Source organism: Vibrio sp. 1978 (genome assembly GCF_033344345.1).
The window spans coordinates 219,302-240,307 of the sequence record NZ_JAWPOP010000001.1 but is presented as its reverse complement, the minus strand read 5'-3'; the positions used below and the strand labels follow the sequence as shown (position 1 = coordinate 240,307).

At 48.5% G+C, this 21,006-nt stretch carries 3 protein-coding genes; 2 read left to right on the top strand and 1 reads right to left on the bottom strand.

All coding sequences use genetic code 11. The features are described from left to right. Window positions 1-415: 415 nt before the first annotated feature. Window positions 416-19,093: a tandem-95 repeat protein gene (locus tag R8N49_RS01010; RefSeq protein WP_258490083.1), complete on the bottom strand. Its 18,678-nt coding sequence runs from the start codon at window positions 19,091-19,093 to the stop codon at window positions 416-418. Between the two features lie 182 nt (window positions 19,094-19,275). Here R8N49_RS01010 and R8N49_RS01005 point away from each other — a divergent pair, with 182 nt between their 5' ends. Further along, the gene (locus tag R8N49_RS01005; protein WP_025998718.1) at window positions 19,276-19,644 is read left to right on the top strand and encodes a hypothetical protein; all 369 of its coding nucleotides are present in this window, start codon (window positions 19,276-19,278) and stop codon (window positions 19,642-19,644) included. Window positions 19,645-19,653: 9 nt separating this feature from the next. Continuing rightward, a complete protein-coding gene (locus tag R8N49_RS01000; protein WP_053307833.1) occupies window positions 19,654-21,003 on the top strand; it encodes an HlyD family type I secretion periplasmic adaptor subunit in 1,350 nt (449 codons plus the stop codon). Window positions 21,004-21,006 lie beyond the last annotated feature (3 nt).

The window sequence follows — 21,006 nt, the reverse complement described above, 5'->3', positions numbered from 1 at the left end:
ATGACTCTTATACCCAAGTGACTTCAAGATGCAGGATTCAGAGCGTTGTCATTGATTCGGGGTCAAGGAAAACAACGCAGCGTAATAGTCAGCTCTTTCCAAGTTGTTTGACACAGAAACCGAGTCAATGACACGCTCCCGAAGGGCGAGCTGTCTTGGTTTGTATACTTTGTTGTCGATTCTTGATTTAGACCCACTAGACCTTTAAATCGCCGCCGCGTCTACAAACCAAGCCATTCTCGCTGAACCTAACATCTCGAGGTTACTTGGGTATAAACTAGCTAAGAATACTTTTTTCAATTTCCAAGTTTTTTTCTAGAGCTCATAGAAAGAAGCCCAACAAAAAAGCCATGCAAAGTAGGCTCTGCATGGCTTTGGTTTGGGCAGCAATGACACTGCCCTCGTCTAGGACTGGTTACATTGAGCTTTGATCGAAATCGTTGCCTTGGTCAGTACCCGTTTGAGTATCCGAGTCGAAGCTGCCAGAGTCATCCGTGAAGTCAACACCTTGATCTTGACCTCCTGCACTTGTCCAGTCGCTGCCGCCAGATTCCATACCCGCCATATCTGGTTGCTGATCTTGAGCAGAACCTTGCATGGTGTATTGATCATCGACTTCAACTTCAACTGTGCCACTCGCACCTTCTACTGCGCTGCCCAATTCGTCGTAACCTTGGAATTGGATTTCGCTCGTACCTTCGTAACCTTCTGGTAGGTCAACTGATACTGGTTGGTTGAGGTTGCCACTTAATGTGAAGCTACCATCGCCATTATCCAGTGCGTTGCTTACCGATGCACCATCAGGTAGACCGGACATTTCTGCATAATCCACCGATTCGTTACCACTGACCTCATCTGGAACCGAGATAGAAATAGTATCGCCTGGTGCTGCAGTCACATCAGCTGCGCTCTCCTCTTCACTGTCTGCACCGTTTGCTGCTTGCTCTTCAGGCTGTTGCGCTTCGCCAACTTGCTGCTCTGCTGATGCTTGAGCAGTTTGGATTTGTGGCTCGTCGCTTTGCGCTGAATCGTCCGCAACTTGGATGCTCAGATTCTGAGTCAATACTTCACCATTGTCGTTGACCTGAACATCCATAGCCAAATTGCCATCGAAGTCATCGTTCGGCCAGTATGTCCACTCTTCATCACCTGATTTCGCAAAGAAACCAGCATCGTTTGCATCGGCGACATCCAACACTTCTGCAGAAGGGCTAATGCCAAGTTCATCAATCAACTGCGCTTCCGTTAGTGTTAGTGAACCATCATCAGCCAGTGCGTAGCCTTCGCTGGTTGTGGTTTCACCTTCACCTTGGATGTCGACATTGAAGAAGCTCTCAATGCGGTTTTCACCGTCAGTTGCAATGAAGCCAACTTGAACATCTCCGGTGTAGCCTTCTGCTGGTGTGAATTGGTAGTTACCTTGGTTATCGGTCTCTATCACACCTTGACCTTCCATTAGGCTCACTGACTCAATGCTCAAGCTGTCGCCTTCTGCATCGCTCAAGGTCGATAGCATGTCATCATTGGTGAACGACAAGGTGCCATCCGCTGCCATTTCTGTGGTAGAAATGCTGTCGATTTCTGGTGAAGCATTCTCTTGTGGTGCGTCTTCTTTCACGACCACGCCTGTTTGCTCATCATGAAGCACACCGTCTTTATCAATCACGTAAGCGATATCCGCTTCACCCGTAAAGCCTGGTGCTGGATTGAATGTCCATGTGCCATCACCGTTATCGACAATTTCACCTTGGCTGCGATCAGCTAGGTGAACGAATTTCACTTCATCACCCGCGTCAGCGTCCACATTCTCTGCCAATCCGATTAGGTCATCTGCGGTTAGTACAACTGGCTCACCCGCTAAGGTTTCGAAGTCACCTGAATCGATGCCATCTTCGAACTCTTCTGGCTCGTCACCATAATCCACCGTTGTTGCGGTCACGGTTACGAAGAACTCGCCATTAAAGTCAGCCGGAGGCGTCATTTGCAGGTCTGAGATATCCCACTCGTTCAAGTCGATGTATTGACCCGGTTCCGTGATGGTAACGGTGTTCACACCATCCGTAACTTCGAAGCCAACAGGGAAACCAGTCATCACTAGGTTACTTAGCGTTTCTGAATCGTCGATCAGACCGACATTCAAGCCTAGGTGACCTGTTTCGTCCTCACCGAAGACTAACGGACCATCATGGTCGGTTGTGATGACTGCGCCATCGGCAACAGGGCGAACAAACACTGGTACATCAAGTACCGTCTCAAACTCACCGTCACTTACCACAACTTGCAAGTCAGAAACCCCTGCAAAATCGCCAGTCGGTGTGAATGTCCAAGTACCGTCACCGTTGTCCGTTACCTCACCACCATATTCACCTTCTGCGGTGATAATGCGTGATACGACTAGGTTTTCAGTGTCGATATCGCCGAACAAGTTCATCAAGTCGCCAGCGTCGAAGGTGAATGCGCCATCCTCGTCGGTTGCCATAAAGGCATTACCCACATTGAATGGAGCATCGTTGACTGGGATGACATCCACATTCAACGAGCCTTCAACCACTTCTTCACCATCCGTCGCGGTGTAGCCCAGTTCCACCAAACCATTGAAGTCTTGAGTGGTCACCAAGTGGTACATACCATCTGGCTGCTGGGTTAATGTCGCGTTTGCAGGAGCACGAACCGTGATGCTTTCTACGCTGATTTCGTCACCATCAAGATCCGTAACTTGATCAGCGATGTAAGCTGGGTCAATCACCATGACCACATCTTCTTCGCCTTGCATCTGGATGGTTGGCGCTTCTGGTGCATCGTTAACCGCTTCGACGTTTAGATTGCCTTCAACCGGCGTAACTAAATCACCATCGCTGACGCCGAACGACATTGGCACATCACCATTGAAGTTCTCAGCCGGAGTGAATGACCAAGTACCATCACCGTTGTCTAGCAAGTCACCGTATTGCTCATCAATCACTAGGTCGACAGCAGACAGTTCATCGTAGGTGTTGTCGATGTCTGTCGCGTTAGCAAGCAACATGTCCTGCGTAATAAGAATGGTGGTATCTTCGGTGCCAGCAATATTCACTGGCGTTGATTGCGGCGCATCGTTAATTGGGTTCACCGTTAGGTCGACGCCCACTTCCACGCTCGCACCATCGTTATCAATCAAGTCGAAACTTAGGTCGATATCGCCATTGAAGTTCGCGTCAGGCGTAATCGTAAAGCTACCATCTTGGTTCTCAACAACGGTTGCATTGGCTACCGCGGTTAAGTTCACCGCTTCTAGATTATCGCTGTCGACGTCACCCGCTTGAGCCAGTAACTGCTCTTGACTCAATGTGATTGAACCGCCTTCATCGACGCTGTAAGCCAAGTCGCCAGATACCGGAGCATCGTTGACTGGCAATACATCAATGTTCGCGTTGGTTGTCGCAGTTGCACCGTCTTCATCAGCGACGACTACGTCTAGGCTTACGCCACCGTTGAAGTTTTCATTTGGTGCGAAGCTGTAAGTGCCATCGTCATTCGCCGTTAGAATGCCGTCACTACCACTGTAAGAGACGCTTTCTAGGCTCACGTCACCTTCCACATCACTTGATTGCGCTAGCAGTTGCTCTTCCGTGAAGATAATGACTTCGTCTTCATTGACAGAGTAACTTGTCGCACCTGCGATTGGCGGATCGTTCACCTCAAGTACCGTAATACCTGCGGTGGTTGAATCCGTCGCACCGTCTTCATCGACAACCACAACGTCAAGGCTCACTTCACCATTGAAGTTCTCGTTTGGAGAGAAGGTGTACGTACCATCACCATTGTCTTGGAAGACGCCATCGTTGCCACTGTAAGTCACACTACTGATGTCTACGTCGCCTTCAATATCCGACGAATTAGCCAGTAGTTGCTCGTCACTGATGGTGATCGAGTTGTCTTCATGTACGGTGTAAGACGTGCTGCCCGCCACAGGTGGATCGTTCTCCGGCGTCACACTCACATCAATGTTGGCAGAGGTCGTATCCGTACCGTCTGACACATCGAAAGTGAAGTTCACATCACCATTGAAGTTCTCGTTTGGAGCAAAGCTGTAGGTCCCATCACCGTTATCGGTTAGGACACCATCAGCGCCAGTGTAAGTGACACCTTCTACCGATAGGTCATCACCATCGATATCCGTTGCGCCATCAAGCAGATCTTGGTCAGTGAAGGTCAACACACCATCTTCACCAATGGTGAACGCTTGATCTTCCGGCTGCGGCAAGTCATTGACTGGGTTAACCGTTAGGTCAGCCGTTGCAACGATAGTATCGCTGCCATCATTGATATCGAACGTGATATCAATGTCGCCATTGAAGTTCGCGTCAGGCGTGATAGTAAAGCTACCATCGTCATTAGCCGTAACCGTCGCATCACCGTCAACCACTAGGTTGGAAGCGGTTAGTGCATCACCTTCTACATCCGTTGCTTGTGCCAACAATTGTTCTTGGCTTAGCGTGATTGAGTTGTCTTCGTCGACACTGTAAGCCAAGTCACCCGATACCGGAGCATCATTGATTGGCAGAACATCAATGTTTGCCGTCGTCGAAGCGGTCGCACCATCTTCGTCCACGACTACAACATCAAGATTCACTTCACCATTGAAATTTTGGTTTGGTGCAAAGCTGAACGTACCATCACCATTGTCGGTAAAGATACCTTCGCTGCCACTGTAGCTCACGCTATCTAGTACTACCTCACCTTCAATATCGGAAGAGTTTGCCAACAACTGTTCTGCGCTGATGGTGATAACTTCATCTTCATCAATGGTGTAACTGGTTGTGCCTGCGATTGGTGGATCGTTCACCTCAAGAACGGTAATACCCGCTGTTGTTGTATCAACCGCGCCGTCCTCGTCAACCACGACAACATCAAGGCTAACATCGCCTGTAAAGTTTTCGTTTGGAGAGAAGGTGTAAGTACCATCGCCATTAATTTCTAGCACACCGTCGTTACCGCTGTAACTCACGCTGCTGATCGCAACATCACCCTCGATATCAGACGAATTAGCCAGTAGTTGCTCGTCACTGATGGTGATCGAGTTATCTTCATGCACTGTGTAAGACGTGCTGCCTGCCACTGGTGGATCATTCTCTGGCGTCACACTCACATCGATATTCGCGGTCACGGTGTCCGTGCCATCGGAAACATCGAAGGTAAAGTTTACGTCGCCATTGAAGTTCTCGTTTGGTGCGAAGCTGTACGTGCCATCGCCATTGTCGGTTAGGACACCGTCTGCACCTGTGTAAGTCACGCCTTCAACGGTTAGGTTGTCACCTTCTACATCCGTCGCGCCTGTTAATAGGTCTGCATCTGTGAAGGTAAGAATACCATCCTCACCCACGGTGAACGCTTGATCTTGTGGCTCTGGAGCATCATTGACTGGTGTTACTGTTAAGTCGAGGCCAGCAGCAACCACTTCTTCCCCGTCAGTCACATCGTAGGTGAACTCGATGTCACCGTAGAAGTTCTCGCTCGGAGTAATGGTGAAGCTGCCATCCTCATTCATTTCAACCGTTGCATTTTCATCATTGGTGCTCAGGTTGATTGCACTTAAGTCATCGCCATCGATATCAACAGCGTGCTCCAGTAACTGCTCTTGAGTTAGCGTAATGCTATTGTCTTCGGCAGTGACTGCGCTGATATCACCCGTCACTTCTGGTGCATCATTGGTTGGCGAGATATGAATCGTCACATCTTGCGTTGCTGTTGCCGTGGTTCCGGTATCCACATCTGTAGAGGTTGCATTCACGGTTAGCGTCACATCGCCATTGAAGTCCGCAGAAGGAATAAACTCTAGCCCTTCTAGCTCGCCCGGTTGTAGTGACCAAGTGCCGTCACCATTATCGACACCCGCTGATAGCGCGCTGCCTTCTGGCACATCTTCAATCAAGATAGAGAGGTTTTCTGAACCATCGGTATCGGTTAACGCTGCATCGATATCAAGCGGCACTGGTGTATCTTCGGTGCCAATGATTTGGTAATCCGCGTCCGCTACCGTGATTTCAATGTTGTCGATGCCGAATGACTCGTCAGGAATACTTTGGTTTAGCGTAGAACCAAAGCCTAACTGAAGCTGACCGTCTTCCACCGGAACGGTTAAGTTCACTTGGTGTGCTTGGTCGTTCCAACCACTGAAGCCTTCACGTTGAGAGGCTCCGTGGATCACTTCACCCACTTCATTACCATCTGAGTCGTAAAGCGTTGTCGTACCATCTTGAGTACGGAACGCGGAGTTCTCCAAGGTGGTTAGCTGTTCGCCGCCGACAAAGATTTGGAACGACTCGCCATCCCAAGAATCGATTTCGTAGAAGCTAAACGAGATATTCACTTCATTGACATCGCTTGGGATATCGTAGGTTTTGCTGACCGCTTCATCACCGCCAGTGCCACCAATACGACCCAGCATGTCGCCTGTTTCGAAACCTTGTGAACTTTCAGTATTCGCGTTCCAACCGTTCGAGCCAGACTCGAAGTTATCAGAGGCAATTACCAAGTCCGAAGCAATCGACAACTCTGGCATATCAACCACAGATTGAACATCAATGTTCGCTTCTGCAGGAACCGTTACGGTGCCATCGTTGACATCAAACGTCACGTTGACGTTGCCATCGAAGTTTTCATTCGGAGCGAAGGTGTACGTGCCGTCACCGTTATCAACCAAAGTACCGCTGTCAGAAGCAACGTTTTCAACCGTTAGGTTATCACCATCGATATCACCTGCATTTTGCAGCAGTTGCTCTTCGGTGAAGGTGAAGCTGGTGTCTTCTTGCGTAACAAACTGTGGCTGACCAACCGTTGGCAAGTCATTCACTGGGTTCACAGTCAGATCGGCAGTGGCTTGAATGGTCGCATCGCCGTCTGTAATGTCGAAGCTCAGATCAATGTCGCCATTGAAGTCCGCATCCGGTGTGATAGTGAAGCTGCCGTCATTATTCGCAACAACGGTCGCATTGCCGTCAACAGTGAGGTTGGATGCAGTTAGGTCATCGCCATCCACGTCGCCGGCTTGAGCAAGAAGCTGCTCTTGGCTTAGCGTGATAGAACCGTCTTCATCCACGCTGTATGCCAAATCACCTGATACTGGCGCATCATTGATTGGCAATACATCGATGCTTGCATTGGTTGACGCAGTTGCACCGTCTTCATCAACAACGACAACATTTAGGCTAACATCACCGTTGAAGTTTTCGTTTGGTGCGAAGCTGAATGTACCGTCGCCGTTGTCAGTAAAGATACCGTCGGAGCCGCTGTAGCTGACGCTATCAATCGCGACATCACCTTCAACGTCAGAAGCATTCGCCAATAGCTGCTCAGAGCTAATGGTGATGACTTCATCTTCGTTAACGGAGTAGCTGGTCGCGCCTGCGATTGGTGGGTCGTTCACCTCAAGAACAGTAATGTCAGCGGTGGTTGAGTCCGTCGCACCGTCTTCATCTACCACGACAACATCTAGGCTCACTTCACCATTGAAGTTCTCGTTTGGCGAGAAGGTGTACGTACCGTCACCATTGTCTTGGAACACACCATCTGTGCCGCTGTAGCTAACGCTATCAACTGCGACATCTCCTTCGACGTCTGATGAATTCGCCAGTAACTGCTCGTCACTAATGGTGATCGAGTTGTCTTCATGCACTGTGTAAGAGGTGCTGCCCGCAACCGGTGGATCGTTCTCAGGTGTGACTGTCACATCGATATTCGCGGTCACGGTATCCGTACCATCGGAAACATCGAAGGTAAAACTCACGTCGCCATTGAAGTTTTCGTTTGGAGCGAAGCTGTAAGTGCCGTCACCGTTGTCGGTTAGGACACCATCTGCGCCAGTGTAGCTCACACCTTCAACCGATAGGTCATCACCATCGATGTCCGTTGCACCATCCAACAGGTCTTGATCCGTGAAGGTCAACACGCCATCTTCACCAATGGTGAACGCTTGATCTTCTGGCTGCGGCAAATCATTAACTGGGTTAACAGTAAGGTCCGCCGTTGCAACAATAGTGTCGCTGCCATCATTGATGTCGAACGTGATATCAATGTCGCCATTGAAGTTCGCATCTGGCGTGATAGTGAAGCTACCATCGTCGTTTGCCGTAACCGTTGCATCACCGTCAACCACTAAGTTAGTCGCGGTTAGCGCGTCCCCTTCTACATCCGATGCTTGAGCAAGAAGCTGCTCTTGGCTAAGCGTAATTGAATTGTCTTCATCGACACTGTAAGCCAAGTTGCCCGATACTGGCGCATCGTTGATTGGCAATACATCGATGTTTGCATTAGTTGACGCAGTTGCACCGTCTTCATCAACAACCACAACATCTAGGCTAACATCGCCATCAAAGTTGGCGTTTGGTGCGAAGCTGAATGTGCCGTCACCGTTATCGGTAAAGATACCGTCGGAGCCGCTGTAGCTGACGCTATCAATCGCAACTTCACCTTCAACGTCAGAAGCATTTGCCAATAGCTGTTCAGAGCTAATGGTGATAACTTCGTCTTCGTTCACTGAGTAGCTGGTCGCGCCTGCAATTGGTGGATCGTTCACCTCAAGTACTGTAATACCTGCGGTAGTCGAATCCGTCGCACCATCTTCATCGACCACGACAACATCTAGGCTCACTTCGCCATTGAAGTTCTCGTTTGGCGAGAAGGTGTACGTACCGTCACCATTGTCTTGGAACACACCATCTGTGCCGCTGTAGCTAACGCTATCAACCGCGACATCTCCTTCGACGTCTGATGAATTCGCCAGTAACTGCTCGTCACTGATGGTGATCGAGTTGTCTTCATGCACTGTGTAAGACGTGCTGCCTGCCACCGGTGGATCGTTCTCTGGAGTGACTGTCACATCGATATTCGCGGTCACGGTATCCGTGCCGTCAGAAACATCGAAGGTAAAGTTCACGTCGCCATTGAAGTTCTCGTTTGGCGCGAAGCTGTAAGTGCCATCGCCATTGTCAGTTAGGACACCATCTGCGCCTGTGTAAGTGACGCCTTCAATCGAGAGGTCATCGCCATCGATGTCCGTTGCACCATCCAATAGGTCTTGATCAGTGAAGGTCAACACGCCATCTTCACCAATGGTGAACGCTTGATCTTCTGGCTGCGGCAAATCATTAACTGGGTTAACGGTTAGGTCCGCTGTTGCAACAATAGTATCGCTGCCGTCGTTGATATCGAACGTGATATCAATGTCGCCATTAAAGTTCGCATCTGGCGTGATAGTGAAGCTACCATCGTCGTTTGCCGTAACCGTTGCATCGCCATCAACCACTAGATTAGATGCGGTTAATGCGTCGCCTTCTACATCCGATGCTTGAGCAAGAAGCTGCTCTTGACTCAACGTGATTGAGTTGTCTTCGTCGACGCTGTAAGCCAAGTTGCCCGATACTGGTGCATCATTGATTGGTAAGACATCGACTGTGATGTAAGTATCGACCTCTGCACCGTCTTCATCACGAATGGTCACATCCAACTGCACTTGACCATTGAAGTTTTCATTCGGTGCAAAGCTACAAGTACCATCGCCGTTTACTGAGAAGATACCATCTGGACCGTCGTAGCTGATGCCTACTAGCTCAACATCCCCTTCAACATCCGAAGCATTCAGTAGCACTTGCGATTCACTAAAGGTTAGAACTTGGTCTTCATCGATAGTGTATGCAGTAGGACCTGCGATTGGTGGGTCATTTACCTCAATCACAGTAATGCCAGCAGTGGTAGAGTCCGTTGCACCTTCTTCATCGACAACGACAACATCTAGGCTCACCTCGCCACTGAAGTTCTCGTTTGGTGAGAAGGTGTAAGTACCATCACCGTTGATTTCCAGGACACCATCGTTACCGCTGTAGCTCACGCTATCAATCAACACATCGCCTTCAATATCCGATGAGTTCGCTAATAGCTGCTCGTCACTGATGGTAATCGAATTGTCTTCATGAACGGTGTAAGCCGTACTGCCTGCCACCGGTGGATCGTTCTCTGGCGTAACTGTTACATCGATATTTGCCGTCACGGTATCCGTGCCATCGGAAACATCGAAAGTGAAGTTCACGTCGCCATTGAAGTTCTCGTTTGGTGCGAAACTGTAGGTGCCATCACCATTGTCAGTAAGAACACCGTCTGCGCCTGTGTAAGTGACGCCCTCAACAGATAGGTCATCCCCTTCAATGTCGGTAGCGCCTGTTAGCAGATCCGCATCAGTAAAGGTCAGCACACCATCTTCACCAACAGTGAACGCTTGATCTTGTGGTTCAGGCGCATCATTAACTGGTGACACCAATAACTCAAGGTTGGTTGAGACAACATCATCGCCGTCAGACACATCGAACGTAAAGGTGATATAACCATTAAAGTCCGCATCTGGCGTTAAGGTGTAAGTACCGTCGCCATTGTCTGTAATGGTGATGTTTTCATCATCCGTTGCCAAGTTCAGTGCTGTCAGTTGGTCTCCATCCAAGTCACGCGCATTAGCGAGTAAATCTTCTTGCGTAATTAGGATCGAACCATCTTCTTCAACCATCGCTGAAACAGGCAATGCTTCAGGCGCATGTTCAATGTGGGCACCTGTTGCATTGACGTAGATGGTTTGAGAAACGGTTTCAGAATCATTATTTGATAGCTCTGTTGCCGTTGCCGTTACATTGATTTCTAGCTGTTGGTTAAAGTCTTCTGGCAATTGAATCTGTAGCTCTTGTTCAATTGCTGTGGTTGGAAGCGTTACAGAACCATCTGGACCGACTGTCACTTCACCGCTGTAGATCTGGCTGTTCACTTCACCGACATCAATGGTGAAGTTGAAGTCGGTGTAATCGGCATCGCCGCCACCGTAGAGATCTTCAAAGCCGTAAACCAGTTCACCGTCTTCGTTCACAGTAGTTCGGGTATGTTCAATACCATCTTGGTTCAGCTCTGAGCTTGAACCACCATGGAAGACAGCATCACCGAATTGGCTTTGAATCACGGTTTCAGAACCATCAGCGCCAACAAACACGAGTTGTGGGTCAACTGTATCCATGTTCGCAGGAGAGCCATCTGCTGCACGGAACTCGTACTGACCATCTTGCATGGACGCAAAGTCATTGAAGTTATGACCGTTAGGAATTAAGAATAGGTTGAAGCTTTCCCCTTCCGAGATTTGGAAGCTGAACTGATCTTGTCCCGGAACGAGGTCACCGCCGCCGCCAACTTGAGAGGCGTTTTCGTACACCACTTCAACGCCCGTGATGTTGCCATCTTCATCGACTTTGTAGTAACCCGCTGTATTTTGGTAACCCGCGGTTTCACCTTCAAACGTAACCGTGATTTCAGTATCGTTGAAACTGGTGATACCGTTGTCTTGATCGTTAAGTACCCCTTCGTTGTCGTAGCTGATCACCGAACCTTCAGGAACACCATCAACGGTCACAGTCAGCGTTTCTGACAAGTCTTGGTCAACCAATGCTGCGGCGATGTTCACTTCAACAATACCGCCTGGCTCAACCAAGATCGCTTGGTCATCCACGTTTCGACCATCGCCATCAGTGATGACTAGGTCTGGCGCATCTGCCACGGCTTCGATATGGACATTAATGTCTTGCTCAACTTCATCAGTACCGTCAGAAACCGTAAAGCTGAACTGCAAGTCACCACTGAAGTGCTCTTCTGGTACGAAGCTAAATGTACCGTCACCGTTGTCCGTTACAGTACCTTCATCACCCGAGTAGTTAATGCTGGTAACGGTGAGGTCATCACCATCAATATCAATCGCGCCACTTAGAAGATCTTCTTGCGTGAACAGGATGCTGCCATCCTCTTCAATGTGGTACATGCCAGGCGCAACAATTGGAATGTCATTGACTGGGTTCACCGTCAACGTCATTTCATTGGCAACACTCAATTCACCGTCGCTTACTTCATAAGTAAACTCTATGTCTCCATTGAAGTGCTGTGAAGGCGTAACGGTAAAGGTGCCGTCACCGTTATCCACGATAGAGGCATTCGGATCATTGGTTTCTAGTGCCGTTGCGTATAGGTCATCACCATCTTGATCGCTGGCGTTTTCAAGCAGCATTTCTTGTGTCACGAGGATAGAACCATCCTCGTCCACGTCTGCCACGATTGGTGCTGCTTCTGGTGCGTCGTTGACGAACTCAACTTTCAAGTCGATGTTTGCCGCCACCACATCGGTGCCATCGCTCACATCAAACGTGAGGTCAACATTACCAAAGAAGCCTTGCTCTGGCGTTAACGTGTAAGTGCCATCACCATTGTCTGTCACTTGAACCGTATCGCTTAAGCTCGTCACGTTCACAACAGATAAGTCATCGCCTTCGATGTCCGTCGCTTGAGCCAGCAGCTCTGCTTCAGTAATCGTGATGGCTTCGCCGTCTTCTGTGGTGAAGGACAAATCAGGTACATCTGGCAGGTCGTTCACTGGGTTAACGGTGAGGTTTAGATCCGCAGCGACGGTTTCAATCGCGTCAGTTACGTCATAAGTAAATTCGATTTCACCAAAGAAGTTTTCGCTCGGTGTAATCGTGAAGCTACCATCAGCGTTCTCAACGATGGTTGCATTAGGATCGTTGGTCGACAGGTTCACCGCTTCAAGGTTGTCACCATCCACGTCCGTCGCGTTCGCCAACAAGTCTTCTTGAGTGATGGTAATTGAGCCATCTTCATCGACGACCGCATCAACAGGCCCGCTTACCTCTGGACCTTCGTTGACGATCTCAACATCGATCTTCGCAGTGCTTGGTGCGCTTGCTTGACCATCGCTGATGTCGAAGGTCAGGTTCACTTCACCGTAGAAGTTCGAAGTTGGCTCGAAGGTAAAGGTGTTGTCGCCGTTGTCTGTCAACGTACCTTGTGACTGGTCAACAAGCAGTAGATTCTCGATATGAAGAATGTCGCCATCCACATCGGTCGCACCTGATAACAGGTCTTTTGCTTCGATGATGATGGTGCCGTTTTCTAGCATTTGAGTATGCAGCGGTGCACCAGGAACTGGCACATCGTTGACCGGAATAACGGTCAGGTCTAGATGAGTATCGACTTCATCGGTGCCATCGAAGACTTTGTAATCGATATCGACTTCACCATTGAAGTTTTCATTCGGCATAAAGGTGTAAGTGCCGTCGCCATTATCGACAAGCTCACCGTTATCACCGCTGTAAGAGATATCAGAGATAGACAGCGCATCACCTTCCACATCACTTGCATTCGCAAGCAGATCGTCCGCGCTAAACGTAATGCCCACATCCTCATCAGTCGACAATACAATCGGACCAGAAACGATTGGCGCATCGTTTACTGCTTCGAAGTTGATGTTGATGATGTTGTCGTCAGTGAGTTCACCATCCGTAACTTGGTAGCCAAGCTCAATCTCACCGTAGAAGTTCTCATCTGGTGTGACTGTCCACGTACCATCGCCGTTGTCGGTTAACGTAGCGTGCTCCGCGTTATCCCCCACCAGCTCTAGGTTTTGAATATCAAGGACGTCACTATCGATATCACTCGCTTGTGCGAGAAGCTGCTCTTCTGTGATTACCACAGAGGCAAACTGCGTAGAACCTTCGGTATCGATGGTCACATTTGGCAGATCAGCCGTCAGTTCGATTTCACTGTCACCTTCACGGATATTCAGTTCTACCGTTTCAGTGATTTCCGTGCCATCCACACCAATAGATGTGAACACCGCTTCATCATGACAAGTTTGCGAAACCGTCATGTTTTGAACCACGTATGTACCGTTACCTTGAATCGTACCTAACTCAAAGTAAGACACCGGCTCGTTCACCGTTAGGGTGTAATCCGTCTCATAGCTACCACGATCTTCTTTGTGGTAAGTCATCGAGTCGATCAAGTCACCATCAGAGTTGAATGCGCGAATTTCGACTTCGGTAAAGTGGCGAGACTCTTCCATAAACCAGCCGCCTAGACCATCTAGGTGGAAGCTGATTTCGTTGATGTCTTGACCTTCAACAGTCACAGTCAGTTTTTCATCACCGCTCAAGCCTTGGCGGTCAGTATCACCAATACCGTGACCGATGTGTGTTTTACCATTCCACGCACCGAGTGGGTCATCATTACTTTGAACGGTAACTTTCAAATCACCATCAACAAACTCACGTGTGTAAGGGTCAACAGCAGTACCCCAATCATCAAGGCTGGCGTTGTCGTCAAAGGTACCAATTTGACTCGTATGCGTACCGTTTGCCAATGCATCATCATTTGGAATGAAGCGCACTTCCGTGTCTGCAGGAACCTCCTGCCCGACTTCTAGCTGTACCCATTCGTCATTTAGATTTGCTTCAATGATGCCGTTTTCAGGGGCTTGGTCGAGACGTAACGCAGGCTCTTCACGCAGAGAAACACCCACTGTTTGGTCTTCTTCTGCTTGAATAAAGATCTCGTCACCCGCTTCTGGCGCATCGTTGACAGGATTAACGGTCAGATCCAACGTGGTCAGAACATCATTTTCGCCATCGCTGATGTTGTAAGTGAAGTCCAACTCACCATTGAAGTTTTCCGTATGCGTAATCGTGAATGAACCATCATCGTTGGCTACGATCGTCGCATCCGGGTCATTGGTTTGTAGATTGCTGGCAACAAGGTCATCACCTTCAATGTCTGTCGCATTCGCAAGCAACTGTTCTTGCGTGATGGTGATGGCATTATCTTCATCCACTTCAGCTTGAATGCCTGATGTTTCAGGTGCGTCGTTCACCGCGATAACATCGATGCCTGCGGTTGTCGTATCCGTTGCACCATCTTGGTCGATGACCGTAACGTCGAGAGAAATGTTACCGTCAAAGTTCTCATTTGGCGTGAAGGTATATGTGCCGTCGCCATTGTCCACGAAGCTACCGTCGTTACCAGAGTAGCTAACATTCGCCAAGGCTACATCGCCTTCCACATCAGAAGAGTTAGCTAACAACTGCTCGTCACTAATGGTGATTTGACCGTCTTCTTGAACCGTGTAAGACGTAGAACCGGCAACCGGTGGATCGTTCACTGGTGTCACGCTGACATCAATGAATGCTGGTGTTGAACCTGTGCCGTCAGACACATCGAATGTGAACTGAACATCACCGTTGAAGTTCTCATTCGGCGCGAAACTATAAGTGCCATCACCATTGTCGGTAAGTACACCATCCGCACCTGTGTAGAGAACGTTTTCGATAGACAGATCATCGCCATCAATATCCGATGCACCTTCCAATAGGTCTGCATCCGTGAACAGCAAGGTGCCATCTTCTTCTACCGTGAACTGTTGATCTTGCGCTTGTGGCAAGTCATTCACAGGATTAACCGTAATATCCAGACCAACTTGTACCGAGCCGCCATCGTTATCAATGATATCGAAGGTCAGATCTAGGTCACCGTTGTAGTTTTCATCTGGTGTGATGGTGTAGCTGCCATCATCGTTGTATTGAATTGTCGCGTTGTCATCTGTCGATAGATTGATGGCTTCAAGGTTCTCGCTATCAATATCGCCCGCTTTGGCAAGCAGTTGCTCTTGGCTTAGCGTAATTGAGCTGTCTTCGTTGATGGTGTAAGCCAAATCACCCGATACTGGTGGATCGTTGATTGGCAATACGTCGACATTGATGTGCGTATCAACGGTTGCCCCATTCTCATCTTGAATGGTCACATCCAACTGAACTTGACCATTGGAGTTCTCGTTTGGCGCAAAACTACAAGTACCATCGCCATTGACGGTAAAGATACCATCCGAGCCTTCATAGCTGATGCCAACAAGCTCTACATCACCCTCGATATCAGATGCGTTGGCAAGAATTTGTGACTCACTGAATGTCAGTACTGAATCTTCATCAATCGTGTAAGACGTTGGACCGGCAACTGGAGGGTCATTCACTTCAATGACGGTAATGCCTGCGGTCGTTTCGTCAATCGCTCCTTGCTCATCCGCCACAATCACATCAAGGCTGATGTCACCACTGAAGTTCTCATTCGGCATGAAGGTGTAAGTGCCGTCACCGTTGTCTTGGAATACGCCATCGGTGCCTGAATAGGTCACGCTATCGATGGACACTGCACCTTCCACATCTGAAGAGTTAGCCAGAAGCTGCTCGTCGGAAATGGTAATCGCGTTGTCTTCATCAACCGTGTAAGACGTTGAACCCGCAACCGGAGGATCGTTCACTGGAGTGACGCTCACGTCCACGTTGGCTGGTACGGTCTCAGTACCGTCAGAAACACCAAAGCTAAAGCTGACATCGCCGTTGAAGTTTTCATTTGGTGCAAAGGTGTAAGTACCATCACCGTGGTCAGTCAGCACACCATCGCTGCCTGTGTAGCTAATGCCATCAACCGTTAAGTTATCGCCATCGATGTCGGTCGCGCCAGCAAGCAAGTCTGCATCGGTAAACTGAAGCGTGCCATCTTCTTCAACACTGAACTGCTGGTCTTGAGGAACAGGAAGATCGTTAACTGGATTAACCGTTAGATCCGCCGTTGCTTGGATAGTGTCTGTGCCATCTGTAATGTTGAATTGGATATCAATGTCACCATTAAAGTCCGCATCTGGTGTAATCGTGAAGCTGCCATCATCGTTCGCTGTGACGGTTGCGTTTCCATCTACAGTCAAATCGCTAGCAGTCAGGTCATCGCCCTCAATATCAGACGCTTGAGAAAGAAGCTGCTCTTGGCTGAGCGTAATTGCACCGTCTTCATCAACGCTGTAAGCCAAATCACCCGATACTGGCGCATCATTGATTGGCAATACATTCACATTGATGACGGTATCAACTTCTGCTCCATCTTCATCTCGAATGGTCACATCAAGTTGAACTTGCCCGTTAAAGTTCTCGTTTGGCGCGAAGCTGCACGTGCCATCATCGTTAACGGTGAAAATGCCATCCGGACCATCGTAGCTAATGCCAACAAGCTCTACATCGCCTTCCACATCAGAGGCATTCAACAGCACTTGCGACTCACTAAAGGTCAGAACAGAATCTTCATCAATGGTGTAAGAAGTTGGTCCTGCGACTGGTGGATCGTTCACTTCCAGCACCGTAATGCCAGCAGTGGTGACATCCGTTGCGCCTTCTTCATCAGCGACGACAACATCAAGCGTCACTTCACCATTAAAGTTTTCATTTGGAGAGAAGGTGTACGTACCGTCGCCATTGATTTGCAACACACCATCGCTGCCAGAGTAGCTCACGCTATCAATCGAGACATCCCCTTCTAGATCCGAAGAATTTGCCAACAGTTGCGCGTCAGAAATGGTAATAGAGTTGTCTTCGTGAACCGTGTAAGACGTTGAACCAGCCACCGGAGGATCATTCACCGGCGTGACGCTCACATCTACATTCGCTGAAACCGTATCTGTGCCATCAGATACGTCGAAGCTGAAGTTCACATCGCCATTGAAGTTCTCATTTGGCGCAAAGCTATATGTGCCATCTCCATTGTCAGTTAGAACGCCGTCGGTGCCTTCATAGCTGATTCCCGTTACAGAAAGGTCATCGCCTTCAATGTCGGTAGCACCTGCAAGCAGATCTGCATCAGTAAATTGAAGAGTGCCGTCCTCTTCCACACTGAATTGTTGGTCTTGAGGAACAGGCAGATCGTTGATTGGATTAACGGTTAGGTCAGCGGTTGCTTGAACGGTATTCGTGCCATCTGAGATATCGAAGCTGATGTCGATATCACCATTGAAATCTGCGTCCGGCGTGATGGTGAAGCTACCATCGTCATTTTGAGTCACCGTCGCATTGCCATCTACCGAAAGGTTAGAAGCCGTCAGTGCATCGCCTTCCACATCGGAAGCTTGCGACAACAACTGTTCTTGACTCAAACGAATCGAGCCATCTTCGTCCACCGAGTAAGCAAGATTGCCAGACACTGGCGCATCATCGACTGGCGTAACACTGACATCAATGTTGGCAGAAACCGTATCCGTACCGTCGGACACATCAAAGCTGAAGTTTACGTCACCATTGAAGTTTTCATTTGGCGCAAAAGTGTAAGTCCCATTACCGTTGTCGGTCAGGATGCCGTCACCACCGTCGTAGCTTACGCCCTCAACTGTTAGGTTATCGCCTTCAATATCCGTTGCGCCAGTAAGCAGGTCAGCATCGGTGAAGATCAGCGTACCATCCTCTTCAATCTCAAAGGTTTTATCTTCAGGCACTGGTGCGTCATTGATTGGACGAACAGTTAAATCAATCGAGCTAGAAATGGTTTCTTGACCATCACTGATATCAAACGTTAAGCCGAGTTCACCATTAAAATCAGTATCAGGTGTGACGGTATAAGTGCCATCACCATTATCCACAACGGATGCATTAGCACCCACTTGCACGTTGAATGCGGCAAGATCATCGCCATCAACATCACTCGCGTACCCGAGAAGTTGTTCTTGCGTGAAGGTAATGGTGCCATCTTCATCCATGATGTATGCCAGATCTTGCCCTACTTCTGGCGCGTCATTTTCACCTTCGACTTTAATTTGGAACGTTTCGCTCGTAGTTTCGGAGTCGAAATCGTCTTCTACTTGCGTCGTGGTTTCTTCGCTGGTGTCTTGTACATCCACCGCGAAGCTCTCTTCAGTGGTTTCTGAATCTAGCTCGTCACCACCTTGAGAACCTTCAGAGTCTGAAGAAGCACTTGGCGCAGATGAAGTTTGTACCGCTTGTCCTTGCGCTTCATTGCCTTCTGCGTCCGAACCACCTTCAGAGCCAGAGGCATCACCACCACCGACCGCTTGGGCACCCGCCCCAGAATCCGAACCACCGCTGCCCAGAGCCTGGTCACCTGATTCTCCGCTAGAAGCTACACTATCAACAACATTGGATTGTGTAGCGTCAGAGTCGCTGCTACTTTCAGTATCCTCTTCTTGAACTGCGCCACCCGAGCTCACTGCTTCTTCTTCCGTACCCGCGCCACTAGGATTTTCTTCCATCGCACGATTGGCTTCATCAACAGCATCTGCACTTTCAGCACCGGTCGCTACAGTCGAAGAGACGGTCGACTGCTGTTTTTCTTCTTTTGTCCCCGTATCCTTCGTTTCTGTTTGCTCTACCGCATCGTTAAGCTTTTCATTGTCTTTTTCTTGATTAGTGTCGCCTGCCATTACAGCCTCCGTTGCTTTTAGCTAACTGATCGTATTTAGAGGCAGTAAAGGACACCATTTTTAGAAACCAACTTTTTTATACAACTTTTTTCATACCTTTCGAGTTCCATAAAAACAAAAAAATTTGAAAACCCAGTATAAAGATCCTTACTTGTTGTCATTAAAGCAATTAGTGCGGTGGGATAATGATAAATATGACAAATCTGTTGCGCTCAGTCGACAACAGCCATAAAGGGCTGCAATTGCTATTAGGCGATTTTTACCAAGATTTCAGTGACGCAGGGATTGATATTGAGATGCTGCATAAACAAAACCGTTTTGAAGCACTCAGATGTTATTCAAAAAGACTAAAGACCATTCTCGTCTTGTTATGTGATGACGACTTACCACCAAAATTGGCAAAGATTGAACACTTAAACAAACACCATTTCCCTGCTCCTAATGAATTGATCGAGGACGTTAAAACCGAGCTTAACAACGTAAACAAACAAATTAGCCAGCTGTTAAAAATCGAAAATTCAATCGATAGCCGCACAGGTAGTGAATCGTAGGGGTGGCTCATGAGTAATAAGCAAATAGAACATCACCTCAAAAAGGCGCTCGTTTCGAACAACGAAGCTTCGAAGGTAACAACAGACGATACAATCGTGCTAGCCAGTGCAATGACCAGCGTACACAAAACCTTGCTGGTTATCTTTTTGCTTTCCATGGTGGCTATCGCCGTGGCATCTCAGGCTCGTATCGACATTGTGGTGTCGGTGCGCGGTGAGCTATTGCTCGAATCTGACATCGAAAAAGTGCAACACCTTGAAGGCGGTATTCTAGAAGAAATGCTAGTGCGCAAAGGCGAAGTAGTTTACGAAGGTCAGCCTATTGCACGCCTTCGCTCTCTGGATAGAAACACTCAACTCGATACGGTAAACACAGAGATCATTCAGCTAGAGCTAGACAAGATTCGTTACGAAAGCCTGCGCGATATGGTGGAACCCGATTTTTCTGCCTACATCGAAAACTACCCAGAATTAGTGCAAGTCAACATGAATACCTGGCAGCAAGAATTTTCTAAAAACCGTTCCAATGAAGAGTTGATCACTCACGATATCCAACATAAGAATTCGCTTATTGATTCAATGCTCAAGCGCCGTAAAAGCTCCGAGAACCAGCTCTCCTTGATACGCAAGCAGCTCAATATTAAGAACACCTTGTACAAAGAGGAAATGGCGTCTTACGTCGATGTTCTGAATATGCAGGTTCAAGAGTCAAACATGGTGCGTGAGATAGAAAACCTTGATGAGTCGGTCATGAATGAGCGTTTCCAACTCGACAAACTAGAGAAGCAGTACCGAGACTTGGTGGAGAATCGTAATGCCGAGTATCAAGCACAAATCATTCAAGCAAACAAGGACTTAAAGTTGAAACGTATATTACGTCCTCAACACTCAGATAAAGTGGATCGCCTCGTGGTTTACGCCCCTATTGACGGTGTAGTAGATAAAGTGCACTTCAACTTCCGCTCCGCTGTGATACCGCCAGGTGAAAGCATCGCGGACATTGCACCGATCAATAACGCCCTTCACGGAGAGGCGAAGATCCCGCGTAAAGACATGGGTTTTGTAGAAATCGGACAAGCGGTCAAAGTGAAGATGGATACCTACAACTTTGCCAAATACGGATTTTTGGAAGGTCGAATTGCATCGATCAGCCGTTCTTCTTATGAAGAAGAAGACGCTGAATTCTATCTCGCGGAAATCCAAATCAGTCAAAACTATCTAGAGCGCGGAGGCACACAATACAAGCTGTCCCCTTATATGGAGTTTACCGCAGACGTGAAAACAGGTTCACGCCGGGTGATCGAATACGCAGCGAAGCCGGTAATGTCGGCTATCGAAGACGCATTCGATGAGAGGTGATGG

Coding starts and splice junctions, on each gene's coding strand:
- R8N49_RS01010 (WP_258490083.1), bottom strand. CDS start 19,093: ATGGCAGGCGACACTAATCAAGAAAAAGACAATGAAAAGCTTAACGAT.
- R8N49_RS01000 (WP_053307833.1), top strand. CDS start 19,654: ATGAGTAATAAGCAAATAGAACATCACCTCAAAAAGGCGCTCGTTTCG.